The organism is Saccharibacillus brassicae (assembly GCF_006542275.1).
Classification (GTDB): domain Bacteria; phylum Bacillota; class Bacilli; order Paenibacillales; family Paenibacillaceae; genus Saccharibacillus; species Saccharibacillus brassicae.
The window spans coordinates 1,570,806-1,583,861 of the sequence record NZ_CP041217.1 but is presented as its reverse complement, the minus strand read 5'-3'; the positions used below and the strand labels follow the sequence as shown (position 1 = coordinate 1,583,861).

Here is a 13,056-nt window from a genome sequence, read left to right as displayed (position 1 = left end):
CTGAAAGTGTGAAAAAAGTTACATCGGTGGGCCGACAAGCATTCTTTACATCTTCGTGTCGAAATTCCGAAAATTTAAAGAGTCATTCTGTACCCATTATAAACCTACTCGGGAAACGGGGCAATACGGGACGTTTTACGCCTATCGGTCCTGGGCAGGCGGCACGGGCCTCCTGCTCAAGCCGCGGACGGCCCGCCCGAAATGCTTGAGTCGCGCGGCCCGGAGGCGTATAATGTAGGGAGATCAGCTTAAAGGAGGAAAAACCATGATCGAAATCACGGAATCGGCCGCTTCGCGCATCAAAGGGATGCTGGAGCAGCAGGAGACGCCGGGCATGTTTCTTCGTTTGGGCGTAGCCAGCGGAGGCTGCAGCGGTTTTTCGTACGCAATGGGCTTTGACAACGAGGAGTCCGATGCGGACGACGTCTACATGAATATACAGGATATCAAATTGGTCGTATCCAAAGAGGACCTGAAATACCTCAACGGCCTGCAGGTGGATTTTGAAGAATCCGGCATGAGCGGGGGCTTCACCATCTTCAACCCGAATGCGGTCGCGACCTGCGGCTGCGGTTCTTCGTTCCGTACGCGGGAAGAAGACGAGACGCTGGCCCAACCCTGCGACTAAGCGGCGGACCGGCGGCATGAATGTTTGCACGAAGCTTTCAGCTTGGATGCCATTTCCGGGTTGGGAGCTTTTTTTGGTACGGCGGCAGCGCCGGACCTTTATCGGATCGCGGAGAGTGCCGGGCAGGCGGGCGTCTTCCGCGATCGATTCTGTACAGGAGGAATAAGCCATGAAATCCGTTACCGTAGAAAATGTCGTCCGAGCGCTCAAGCTCGAAGTGCTGTCCGGAGCCGACCGGCTCGACCGCGAGATTACCCGTCCCAAAGCCCACCGCCCCGGCCTGGAATTCGTGGGCTATTTCGAGTATTTTCCGATGAATCGGGTGCAGGTGCTGGGCCGCAAAGAAATCACGTACCTGCTCCAGCAGAGCGTCGAAGAACGCAGGCTGCATATCGGCAATATCGTCAAATACCATCCGCCGTGCTTTATCGTGACGACGGGCCAGCAGGAGATCCCGTTTCTGGAAATGTTCTGCGATCAGGAAGGCATCCCGCTGCTGCGGACGCCCGAGAAGACGACCGAGTTCCTCACCAAGCTCGACGGCTACCTGCTGAAGGCGCTGGCGCCGGAGATGTCGATCCACGGCGTATGCATCAACGTCTCGGGGATCGGCGTCCTGCTGCGCGGGCGTTCGGGCATCGGCAAGAGCGAGACGGCGCACACGCTGATCGGCCGCGGCCACCGCTTCGTGGCGGACGACGTGGTCGTGCTCAAAAAGCTCGGCCCGTCCACGCTGCTCGGCACGCACAATACGATTACGCGGGAGTTTCTGGCGCTGCGCAGCATCGGGCTGATCAACGTCGTACGCCAGTACGGACGCACCGCGTTCCAGGACGAGACGCGTATCGTGCTCGATATCGAACTGACGCCGTGGGAAGACAAAGCGCTGAACAACGATCTGGAAGTGGCGGATCAGTTCACCGAATATCTCGGCGTCCAAATTCCGCATATCGAGATTCAGCTGCAGCCCGGCCGCGATACGTCGGGGCTGATCGAAGCCGCGGCGAACAACTGGTATTTGAAGCAGCTCGGGTACAGCGCGGCGGAGGAGTTTATGGGCCGGTTGGAAGAGGGCGCGGAGTGACTGTTTGCACGGGCTCGCCGATTTCCGCTTTTCGCTCGGACTCGTTTTCCTCCCCTCTGATTGGATAAAAGATTCAGCGGAAGGGGAGGAAAGCCGAAAGTCGCTCAAATCGGAAATCGGCTCGCCTGCTGCAAAAGTCGCTCCAGTGATAAGAGATAAAAGACAAAAGACAAAAGACAAAAGATAAAAGATAAGATCAAGAAATAAGATCAAGAGATAAGATCAAGAGATAAGATCAAGAGAGTATACAAAAAGGCTGCCCTTCGCATTGCGAATTGGGCAGCTTTTTGGGTTTAGGGCTTGGAAGGAAGACAAGGCCGCGGGAAGCAGCCGGTCAACAGGCACTGCCAGTCAGGATTAACCGAGCAAAGTCCGGTCGTCCGCCATTTTCTTGCCGCTGATCCGTTCGAATTCGCTCATCAGGCGCTCGACGGTCAGATGCTGCTTGTCGGCTTCGCCGATGTCGAGAATGATGCGGCCTTTGTCCATCATCACGAGGCGGTTGCCGAGGCGGATTGCCTGCTCCATGTTGTGCGTGACCATCAGGGTGGTCAGGTTCATGTCGCGGACGATCTCGTCGGTCAGCGAAGTGATCAGTTCCGCGCGGGAAGGATCGAGCGCGGCGGTATGTTCGTCGAGCAGCAGAATCTGCGGACGCGTGAACGTCGCCATGAGCAGGCTCAGCGCCTGGCGTTCGCCGCCGGACAACAGGCCGACTTTGGCGCTCAGCCGGTTCTCCAGCCCGATGCCGAGGCGGCTCAGTTCGGCCTTGAAGATTTTGCGCCGGGCGCTGCTGACGCCAAGCGAGAAGCCGCGGCGCTTGCCGCGCAGGTAAGCCATCGCCAGATTCTCTTCGATGGTCATGCGCGGGGCCGTACCGGCCATCGGGTCCTGGAAGACGCGGCCGATCCAGCGGCTGCGGCGGTGTTCGGGCAGGGCGGTCACGGAGCGGTCGCCGATCCGGATCTCGCCGGTATCGGGCTTCATGACGCCGGAGATCATGTTCATCAGCGTCGATTTGCCCGCGCCGTTGCTGCCGATGACGGTGACGAAGTCGCCCGGCTTCAGGTTCAGCTCGATGCCGATCAGCGCGATTTTCTCGTCGATGGTACCGGAATTGAACAGTTTGGAGACGTTCGATACGTGCAGCATCAGCGGTCACCTCCCGCGGTCTCGAACGATTTGAGCAGTTCGGCGGAGCGCCGCTTGGCGGCGCCGCGCTGCTTGATCGAGCTGCGCACCGTCGGGAAGACGAGCGCGATAATGACGATGATCGCCGTAATGAGCTTGAGGTCGGACGTCTCGAAGCCTTTGATTTGCAGCGCCAGCGAGATGACGATCCGGTACACGACCGAGCCGAGCACGACGGCAAGCGTCGCGCGGAAGACGGTCTTGGCGCCGAACAGCGCTTCGCCGATAATGACCGAAGCGAGGCCGATGACGATCATGCCGATGCCCGACGTGGCGTCCGCGAACGAAGACTGCTGCGCGATCAGCGCGCCGGACAACGCGACCAGACCGTTCGAGAGGCTGATGCCGAGAATGGTCGTGTTATCGGTATTGGCGCCGAAGCTGCGGATCATGCGCTTGTTGTCGCCGGTCGCGCGCAGCGACAGGCCGATGTCCGTCTTGAGGAACGCGTCGAGCGCGAGCTTGAAGATCAGCACGAGCGCGATCATGAACGGAAACGGGGAAAAGGTGCCGAGCACCGTCTCCTCGCCCATGATCGACACGTTCGGGCTGCCGAGAATGCGCAGGTTGATCGAATACAGGGCGATCATCATCAGGATGCCGGACAGCAGTCCGTTGATTTTGCCTTTGGTGTGCAGCAGGCCGGTGCAGGCACCTGCGGCCATACCGGCCAGAATCGCCGTCAGCGAAGCGATCCACGGCGAGATGCCGTGCGAGATCATGACGGCGGCGGTGGCGGCTCCCGTCGTGAAGCTGCCGTCCACCGTCAGATCGGGGAAGTCGAGAATACGGAACGTGATGTATACGCCGAGCGCCATCAGGGCGTAGAGCAGTCCCAGATAGATGGCGCCGGGCATCGAGCCGACGAAGTTTTCGAACATGGATGACGCCTCCTAGGCAAAAGGGTAGGGACAAGCGGTTGGAGCGAACGCGGCGCCGCGCCAAGCAAAACGGGATGAAGCGAAAGCTCATCCCGTTTCGATTCGGCCGGATCTCCGGCTCTTTTCCAGGCGCCGTCCGGTTATTGAATGATGTTGTTATCCGGGTCCTGAACTTTGCCCTTCATGCCGTCCGTCACCGTGATGCCCTGCGCTTCGGCGGCTTTCAAGTTGAGAATCAGATCAAGCTTCTCCTGCATGGCGACCGGAAGGTCGGCCGGCTTCTTGCCGTTCTTGAGAATGTCGGCGGCCATCTCGCCTACCTGGTAGCCGTGGTCGTAATACTTGAAGCCGACGGTCGCGAACGCGCCTTTCTCTACCGTGTCGCGGTCGCTGGAGAAGAACGGCAGCTTGTTGTCGTTCGCGATCTTGATGATCGTGTCGACGGCGCTGACGACGGTGTTGTCGAGCGTGATGTACAGCGCGTCCACCTGGCCGACGAGCGATTGCGCCGCCTGCTGCACTTCGGACGTGTTCGTGACGGCCGCTTTGACCAGCTTGATGCCGTGCGCGCCGAATTCCTGCTCTGCGCGCTCCGCCATGACGACGGCGTTCGGTTCGCCTTCGTTGAGCACGAGGCCTACGCTTTTGACGTCCGGCATCTCGGCGGCGATAAAGTCCGCCAGCTGCTTGATCGCTTCCGGATTCGTATCCGAAGCTCCCGTGACGTTGGCGCCCGGCTTATCCATGCTGGCGACGATTTTGGCGCTGACCGGATCGGTCACGGCCGCGAACAGCACCGGCGTTTCTTTGACCTGCGCGGCGACGGCCTGGGCCGAAGGCGTTGCGATCGCCAGCACCAGGTCGTTTTTGACGCCGGCCAGCTTCTGCGCGATCGACAGATTGTTGGTCGAATCGCCCTGCGCGTTGTTGTAATCGAGCGTCAGGTTCTCTCCTTCGACGATACCTTCTTCTTTGAGGGCGGCGATGAAGCCTTCCCGCGTCGCGTCGAGCGAAGGGTGTTCCACGATTTGCGAAATCGCGATTTTGTACGTTTTGGCGTCGGGCGCGGCGGCCGTGCCGTCTCCCGCGGAACCGGCAGCCGGATCGGCGGTTTGGCTGCAGCCGGCAAGGGCGGCGAGGGACAGAGTCAAAGCAAGCGGAAGCCATTTCTTTTTCAACATAAAGCGTGAACCCCTCTCTGGAACTGTTGTCGGAACCGGACGCCTTCTTTTAATGAAAGACCGCGAGCCCGCATTGTTGCTTTCGTGCGAGAACGTGTCAAAGCGGACAGGTGCGCGAAAACGGTCGGCAAATGTTTTCTCCTATCTTACGTTGCGCATTTGCCGTCAGTCAATCCGAAATCGTTTCTTTGTTAAAATAAAAAAACGACCCGTTCCCGAAATCGGCGATGATTTCGAAAACGAATCGTTTTTTGGGAACGCGACCGGTTACGGACGGCGAAATCCGCCGGCCACACCCGCTCCGTGCCGGTCGACCATGCTGACGAGCAGCAGGACCGCCGCGACCCAATGGCCGAACATGCCCACGACCGGCACCGAAAAGAGCAGGCAGGTCACGATTCCCGCAGCCGATCCGTAGAACGACTGCCGATGCTGCAGCGACATCGCAAGGGTAACGGCGTGCAGGGCGAACATGACCGCGGAGATTCCCCAACCGCTTCCCATGACGACCATGCCGCCGAGAAGCGGGAGGCCGAGGACAAGCTCGAACAAACCGCTGATTCCTTTGAATGTGCGTGCGAGCACCATATGATACTCCCCCAGATTCCTTATGTGTTTAAAAGTAAGAACACCGTATAATACCCATTCGGCGCGACTTCGAAACACAAGTTATCCGGTTCGCCGCACTTACATCATGATCCAGTTCAGGTAATCGCCCGGCGCGGCCCCGGACAGCTGCCACTGCACGATAGCGATGACCGCCAGATGGCCCGGATAGAACGCCCGCCACAGCCAGCGCGGCAGCCGGATCTCGGTCTTCGCTTCCGGCGCCGCCGAGTGGAGGCCCGCCAGGAACAGCGTCGTCGCGACGCTGAAGAACTGGATGACGCCCTGGAACAAAAACACGTACAGCACGTTCAGCGCCAGATGGCCGCCCAGCATCCCCCACGGATTCGGCATATACCGGTAGATCAGCACCAGCAGCACGCCGTACGTCCCGTAATCGAACTGCAGCGCCTCCATCGGCCAGAACGTAAGCGCGACGAGCAGCAGCCCGACGGCCCACTGCAGGCCGGCCTGGCCTTTGAAACGATCGATCGCCATCACGATCAGCAGCGCGATCAGCAGCGTGCCGATCACGTTCACGCCGCTCGTGAGAAACATCAGCATGTAAGGGAGCTGCGACAGCAGCGCGAGCCCAAGCAGCCGCAGCACGTACCGGTTCGGGCTGCGCGTGCGCCGGTAGCCGACGACCAGCAGATAACAATAGATCGGAAAAGCGATTCGTCCGACGATACGCATCCAGCGCTCGTCCGGGAAAAAGACCGCTCCCAGATGGTCGATCAGCATCGTGATCATGGCAATCAACTGCATCGCTTAAAGCTCCTTTCGTCCGCTACAGGAATTTGTCCTGCACGCTCCACCAAGTCAGCGTCAGGCAGACGATCAGAAACACGGCAAAAGCGATAACGGGACCGAAGCGTTTTTCTTTCCAAAACTTGATGCCGAGCATGACCATAAATACGGCAATCATCAACAGAATGATCACTTCGGCAATCGAGATGACCCAGTATAGACCGCTCGCGAAATTCTCCACGGAGGTTCCTCCTCGTAAATGATAAAAACGGGTAAGCGCTGCTTCAACCTTTGAAGCCGGGAAATGAGATTTGTCACGTTCGTTCCCATCATACCATGCCAAGCGCATCCGGAAGCAATCGCGCCACTGCGCGCAGCGGGATCTTCGCCTCCCCGGCCGTCCAAGGCGTCGGTTAAGCGTCTTTTACCCCTATTATACACAAGACGCACATGGGAAAAGAGGGCCGGAAAAAGCGCGAAAAGCCGACAAAAAGCCCGTCATGCCGGGCGCCGCGGCGCTTTGAGGCATAACGGGCAGGAATATGTCGATTTTGTGGATAATTAACGCTTCATGTTGCTGCTGTGGCCCGGGGAGAGCTTGGCGTCCGGATCGAAGTACACTTTGGCGTTGTTCACGGCGGTCGGCGCTTCGCCGAATCCGACCGCGATCAGCTTCAGCTTGCCCGGATACGTCGTCACGTCGCCCGCGGCGAAGATGCCCGGGATGCTCGTCTCCATGCGCGTATCGACCACGATCGAATGGCTCTGGATCTCGATGCCCCATTCGGAGATCGGACCGAGCGAAGAGACGAAGCCGAAGTTCACGATCACGTCGTCGACTTCGATTTCCTGCGTCTCCTGCGTCTTGACGTTCGAGAGGACGACGCGCTCGATGCGCTCTTCGCCGATCAGTTCCGTGATCTCGGTCGGCGTCACGATGTTGACTTTGGACGCCATCAGGTTCTCGACGCTGTGTTCGTGCGCGCGGAACTTGTCGCGGCGGTGGATCAGCGTCACCTGCTCGGCGATCGGCTCCAGCATGAGCGCCCAATCGACCGCGGAATCGCCGCCGCCGCTCAGCAGCACTTTGCGGCCCGCGAACCGGCTCAGGTCGCTGACGAAATAGTGCAGGTTGCGGCCTTCATAACGCTCCGCGCCTTCCAGAGCCAGGCGGCGCGGTTCGAAAGCGCCGACGCCCGCGGTGATGATAACGGACTTGGCGTAGTGGACGCCTTTGTCGGTCGTGACCTTGAAGCGCTGCTCGTCTTCCTTGTCGACGGACACCACTTTTTCTTCCAGGCAAATTTCCTGATCGAAATGATTCATCTGCGTGACAAGCTGGTTAACCAATTCCTGTGCGGTCACTTTCGGGAAACCGGCTACGTCGTAAATGTATTTTTCGGGATAGAGCGCGGCCAACTGCCCGCCAAGCTGAGGCATGCTCTCGATCAGCTTCACGGACGCCTGGCGCATTCCCCCGTAAAAAGCGGCGAACAAACCGGCGGGACCGCCGCCGATAATTAAAATATCGGCTATATTGTCGCCGTTATGGATCTCTGTCACTGGATAAGCACCTCCGAAGGTATGAATCGTTATGAATCTATCGAAATGAAATGGATTTTTGCAATCTCACTCATTATAAACTCGTTTTTCACCGGATTGCAAAGCGAATTCCCGGCTTTTTTCGCTGTTTGGGCATTCGCGCGGCCGACGTCGCATCGATCCGGGGCACGTTCGGCCGAAGTTCGGGCTTGCACGGTGCGGCTTGCCCCGGTTATCGATCTGTTCCCTGACAATTATGAATACTTTTTGTCCGTTTTGCGTCCGATTTTCAAATTTTTCTTTGTAATATTGCCTTGAAAAGCGTACAATGTATGTGATAAAAGTCGCAGTGTAGATGCGGACGGGATAAATCGAAAATAGGGCGAGTTCTCTCCGTTTTTGTGTAACTTTTCACATGAGGCTCCAACCTTTATAACAAGGTTATCCCATAAATGACTATGAATCGAAAAGGGGTAAGGAAAACAATGAACAGCATTCCCAAAATCGTAATCCTGGGCGCAGGGTACGCCGGCATTCTCGCCGCTCAAAACCTGCAAAAAAAGCTCAAAAACAACGAAGCCGACGTTACTCTGGTTAACCGTCACGACTACCACTACTTCACGACGGAACTGCATATGCCGGCAGCCGGTACGCAGCCGGACGAGAAGACGTACGAGAAGATCTCGAACCTCGTGGACGAATTCAAAATCGACCTCGTCAAATCGAACGTTACGGCGATCAAGCTGGACGAGCGTCAAGTCGTACTGGAAGACGGCGTTCTGTCCTACGATCACCTGATCATCGCTCTTGGCGGCGATCCGGAAACATTCGGCATCCCGGGCATGAAAGAGCACGCGTTCTCGATCCGCAGCATCAACTCCGTGCGCGCGATCCGCGACCATATCGAGACGCAGTTCAAGGAATTCAAAAAAGACGGCGACGAGACTCGCCTGAACTTCGTAGTCGGCGGTGCCGGCTTCACGGGTATCGAATTCGTCGGCGAACTGGCCAACCGTCTGCCGGAACTTGCCAAGCAGCACGGCGTTGATCCTTCCAAAGTCGGCCTGTACAACGTGGAAGCCGCTCCTTCGGCTCTGCCTGGCTTCGATCCGGAGCTGGTCACATACGCCATGGACACGCTGACCAAAAAAGGCGTGACGTTCCGTATCGGCGTACCGGTCAAAGGCTGCGACGAAAACGGCGTAACCGTCGGTGAAGGCGAACGCATCGAAGCCAAAACGGTCGTGTGGACCGGCGGTATCCGCGGCAACCACCTGATCGAAGACGCAGGTCTTGAAGCAATGCGCGGACGCGTCAAAGTCGACGAGTACCTCAGAGCTCCGGGCCACGACAACGTGTACGTCATCGGCGACGGTTCCCTCATGATCGGACCGGAAGGCCGTCCTTACCCGCCTACCGCCCAAATCGCGATGCAGCAGGGCGAGCGTCTCGCGAAGAACCTGATCGCGACGATCCGCGGCCAGCAGACCGAGAAGTTCGTGTTCAGCAACAAAGGTACCGTCGCGTCGCTCGGCAAAGGCGAAGCCGTTGCCGTCGTAGCCGGCAAGAAAATCAAAGGCTGGCCGGCAGCCCAACTGAAAAAAGTGGTCGATGCCCGCTACCTGTTCGTGATCGGCGGCATGGGTCTCGTCCTCAAAAAAGGACGCTTCCTGTAAGCCGACCCTGAACGAAAAAAAGCGCGGGAGGAACGTCAACGCTTCCGACGACGTATCTCCCGGCTTCGAAAAGACCGTCTCCGCCCCGTGCACACGGGTGAGGGGACGGTCTTTTTTTGCGTAGATGGCGGGTTTTCGTTCCGGGAACGGGAAGTCTACGCAGCCGAAGCTCGCCGTCACGGCGCTTCGCTGTAAGTAAACCGCTTCGTATTCCGACCTCGCCGCCACGGCATTTCTCCGTACCTGAAACTCGTCGTATCCGCACCTCGCTGCCACGGCACTTCGCCGCACCCAACCCTCGCCGTATCCGCATCTTTCCTTGCTCGATTCTCGATCGTTCCATGCCAACGAATCCTAATATCCTTATTTGGCACATTAAACGGTTTCGCTATTTTTAACGAATCGTAGTCACGCTATATCGCTATTTTCATGGTCCGAATGCGATTTTGGGCCGATTAGCGTGATTACGATTCGTTACGGCAGCGCGCACCGGCGTCAGCTCCTCCGCACGCCGATTCGGCAGCGACCGTTGGGCCATCCCCATCCCGCCGCCGGTTCCGCTGTGGCAGCGCACCGGCTCCACCCCGCTCCGACGTCAGCCGAGCCCCGTCCCGTCCCCGTCCGTTCCGCTGCCCGTACGCCCCGCCGCGCCCACAAAAAAAAGCGTCCCGGAGCCGCCGGCGCTGCCGCCGCCTACTCCAAAACGCTTTCCCGGTTCTGCTTTTTCCGCCGAAAGTTACACTTTCAACATCTCGACCGCTTTTTCCCAATCGAGCAAATTGCCGACGTAGAACGCGCCGAATTCCCCGTAGCGCGCGCTCACTTCGTCGAAACGCATTTCGTAGATCAGCTTCTTGAACTGCAGCGCGTCGTCCGAGAACAGCGTGACGCCCCATTCCCAATCGTCGAAGCCGACGGAGCCGCTGATGATCTGCTTCACTTTGCCGGCGTAGCTGCGTCCGATCAAGCCGTGGCTGCGCATCATCGCTTTGCGGTCGTCCATCGACAGCATGTACCAGTTGTCGGCCAACTCGCGCTTTTTGTTCATCGGGTAGAAGCAGATATGTGCCGATTTCGGCAGTTCCGGCTTCAGGCGCGCGATGATCTGCGGATTTTGCATCGGATCTTCGCCTTCTTTGCCCAGATAGTTGCTGAGCTCGACGACGCTGACGTACGAATATTCCTTGACCGTGAACTTGGCGAAATCGGTCTTGTTGAACGCCGTTTCCAGCTTGTTCAGGTCTTCCAGCGTTTCGCGCAGGTACATGAACACGAAATCGGCTTTTTGTCCGACGATCGAGTAGACGGCCGTGCTGCCTGCTCCGTCCTGGGCGGTCACCTGGAATTCCTTCATGAATTCTTCGAGGTCTTCGATCGCCCCGGCGCGTTCCTCGTGGTCCGCCGCTTTCCACAGCGTCCAGTCGATGGAACGGAAATCGTGCAGACAGTACCAACCCTCAAGCGTCAGCGTAGCTTCGTTCATGAATCGATCACTCCCAAATCAGATTGTATGGTGGGGATTTTCACAAGAGTTTCCGTCAAAATCCGTAGGATAAACATAAGGTCGTCGGGTTACAAAAAAACGGTAAAGCTTCGCGCAGCCTGCCCAGGCGCTTTTTCCGGCGGCTCCCAATTTCCATTGTAGCGCACCGACGAACGCAAGAGCAATTCGCGGCGCGAAAAAGCCCGGGTTTTTGCGGGGAAGCCGTCATGCGCAAAAAAACAAGCATTCCGAAGCGCGGACGCTTCCGGTCGTGCGGACGGTTGCTCCTGCCGGAATTTTGGTGCCTTTCCGCTCTTTCATGCCGCAGGAATTGTGTTAAAATAGAGGGGCTCCAACGAACCTGTCCACAACCAAGGGCGCGTTCCGCGGAGCAACTCTATTTTTACGCGCCATTTGCAAGGACAAGAGGGGGACATCCGCCGATGCGCATGAAGAGCCTGCTGCACTATACGGAACATCACCGTTATTATACGTATCGCGATTTCAGTCTCAGCAGCCGGGACGAACGCATGCTGAACCTGGTCTATCAGCCGATGGTCGGCACGTCGGCTATCGCGCTGTACCGGCTGATCGCCCAGCACCTGCCGGCCGAGCAGACCGGATATTCCAAGCCCGAACAGCAGCGCAACCTGTTTCTGACGCTCGGCGTCGAACCAAACGACCGGGGGCGCACGCTGATGGTCGAGAACGCTTCGAAGCTCGAAGCGGTCGGTCTGCTGCAGACCCATCGGCTGTATTTGCCGGAACAGGACCAATACATGTACGAATACGAGCTGCAGCAGCCGCTGCCGCCGTCCGATTTTTTCGCGACCCAGCATCTGACGCTGCTGCTGCGCGACAAGATCGGCAAGTTCGCCGTATTGGCGCTGCAGGAACGCTTCTGGCAGGGGGAGCCGGAAGAGTTCGGCGAAGTCGGGCGGGCGGCGAAAGAAAACATTTCGCAGCCGTTTTACGAAATCTTCGAACTGAACACGCACGTGATCGACTACGAGCTGGAACAGGCGCTGTCCGAAGCGTCGCCGGCCCGCCGCCAGAGCAAGAACATGCCGGCCGAAGAGCCGCTGTTCGATTACTCCGACGTGATCCTGCATTTTCCGCGCGGCGCCCGCAACCGCAAGTTCGTCGAAGCGCTGCGGCATAACCGCGAACAGATGGGCATGATCAATCACGTCGCCCGCAAGTTCGACCTGAACGTCGAAGACGTGGTGCGGCTGCTGGACGAGGAAGGCATTTTCTCAAGCGACGGGGAGCTGATGCTCGACAATCTCCAGAACCGGGCCAATCTCACCTTCCGCCAGACCGCCAAGCGCACCGAAGAACGGCAGGTCCGGGCCGCCCGCGCCGTGCGTCCGGAAGAACCGGCCGCCGAAGAGATGCCGGTCGAACATGCCGTGGAGATGGAATATTATCTGGAAGTGCCTTCGCAGTTCCAGTCCAAATGCGATATTCACCAGTACAACATGCTGCTGCGCAACGAGCCGTATACCGGCCTGCTGCGCAATTTTTTCCCCGGAACCGTTCCGGGACCGTGGCTCGACATGTTCAGCAAGATCGACCTCAGCTACAAGCTGCCGGGCGAAGTGATCAACGTGCTGATCCATTACCTCGTGACGCTGCTCGGCAAAGACGGCGACCAGCGCATCAGCCGCAACTTCGTCGATTCGATCGCTTCGAATATGCTGCTGCGGCAGATCGACACGTACGAAAAAGCCGTCCGTTATATCCGCGACCAGGCCAATCCCAAACGCCAGGCCCCTGCCCAAAGCGGCAGCCGCGCCCGTGTTCAGGGCAAAGCCGCCCGCGGCAAACCCGAACTTCCGATCGTCCAGAACTCTCCGGTCCAGACCGCCGTCAGCGACGAAGAATTCGCCGAATACGTGCGCATGGCCGAAGAGATGAAAGCCAATAAAATCAAGCCCCGACCTTAAATCGGCGCTGCCCCTGCCCGCGGAGAACAGCCGGCACCGCCCGGCGCTTTCTCCGCCCGTCGGAAACAGCCGGCGAATGCCCGGC

At 58.3% G+C, this 13,056-nt stretch carries 12 protein-coding genes; 4 read left to right on the top strand and 8 right to left on the bottom strand.

From position 1 onward, the window contains the following. Positions 1–265 precede the first annotated feature (265 nt). Together FFV09_RS06485 and hprK are read left to right on the top strand one after the other, a co-directional pair. Complete coding sequence (locus FFV09_RS06485; protein WP_141447089.1) at positions 266–628, top strand: HesB/IscA family protein; 363 nt, start codon at positions 266–268, stop codon at positions 626–628. 169 nt (positions 629–797) lie between these two features. Then, complete coding sequence (gene hprK / locus FFV09_RS06480) at positions 798–1,712, top strand: HPr(Ser) kinase/phosphatase (RefSeq protein ID WP_141447087.1); 915 nt, start codon at positions 798–800, stop codon at positions 1,710–1,712. 357 nt (positions 1,713–2,069) lie between these two features. Here the strand turns inward: hprK and FFV09_RS06475 are convergent, their stop codons facing one another. From FFV09_RS06475 to FFV09_RS06445, 7 genes are all read right to left on the bottom strand, one after another. Then, positions 2,070–2,864 (bottom strand): ABC transporter ATP-binding protein, encoded by a 795-nt coding sequence (locus FFV09_RS06475; protein ID WP_141447084.1) that lies wholly within the window; start codon positions 2,862–2,864, stop codon positions 2,070–2,072. Further along, entirely contained in the window at positions 2,864–3,784 is a 921-nt protein-coding gene (locus FFV09_RS06470; RefSeq protein ID WP_141447083.1) for an ABC transporter permease, read from the bottom strand. Before FFV09_RS06470 ends, FFV09_RS06475 begins: the two co-directional genes overlap by 1 nt. A 140-nt stretch (positions 3,785–3,924) precedes the next feature. Next, complete coding sequence (locus FFV09_RS06465) at positions 3,925–4,965, bottom strand: ABC transporter substrate-binding protein (RefSeq protein WP_141447081.1); 1,041 nt, start codon at positions 4,963–4,965, stop codon at positions 3,925–3,927. 267 nt (positions 4,966–5,232) lie between these two features. Further along, the gene (locus FFV09_RS06460; RefSeq protein WP_141447080.1) at positions 5,233–5,553 is read right to left on the bottom strand and encodes a hypothetical protein; all 321 of its coding nucleotides are present in this window, start codon (positions 5,551–5,553) and stop codon (positions 5,233–5,235) included. A 99-nt stretch (positions 5,554–5,652) separates the two neighbouring features. Then, positions 5,653–6,339, bottom strand: a complete 687-nt coding sequence (locus tag FFV09_RS06455; RefSeq protein WP_141447078.1) for a TraX family protein — start codon at positions 6,337–6,339, stop codon at positions 5,653–5,655. 22 nt (positions 6,340–6,361) lie between these two features. Further along, entirely contained in the window at positions 6,362–6,562 is a 201-nt protein-coding gene (locus FFV09_RS06450) for a hypothetical protein (RefSeq protein WP_141447076.1), read from the bottom strand. 320 nt (positions 6,563–6,882) lie between these two features. Beyond that, positions 6,883–7,884: an NAD(P)/FAD-dependent oxidoreductase gene (locus tag FFV09_RS06445; RefSeq protein ID WP_141447075.1), complete on the bottom strand. Its 1,002-nt coding sequence runs from the start codon at positions 7,882–7,884 to the stop codon at positions 6,883–6,885. A 464-nt stretch (positions 7,885–8,348) separates the two neighbouring features. Between FFV09_RS06445 and FFV09_RS06440 the strand changes: the two genes are divergently transcribed. Further along, positions 8,349–9,539 (top strand): NAD(P)/FAD-dependent oxidoreductase, encoded by a 1,191-nt coding sequence (locus FFV09_RS06440; protein WP_141447073.1) that lies wholly within the window; start codon positions 8,349–8,351, stop codon positions 9,537–9,539. Positions 9,540–10,275: 736 nt separating this feature from the next. Here FFV09_RS06440 and hemQ read toward each other — a convergent pair. Further along, positions 10,276–11,022, bottom strand: coding sequence for a hydrogen peroxide-dependent heme synthase (hemQ, locus tag FFV09_RS06435; RefSeq protein WP_141447071.1), 747 nt, complete (start codon positions 11,020–11,022; stop codon positions 10,276–10,278). Between the two features lie 443 nt (positions 11,023–11,465). Here hemQ and FFV09_RS06430 point away from each other — a divergent pair, with 443 nt between their 5' ends. Next, positions 11,466–12,971 (top strand): replication initiation and membrane attachment family protein, encoded by a 1,506-nt coding sequence (locus FFV09_RS06430; RefSeq protein ID WP_141447069.1) that lies wholly within the window; start codon positions 11,466–11,468, stop codon positions 12,969–12,971. Positions 12,972–13,056 lie beyond the last annotated feature (85 nt).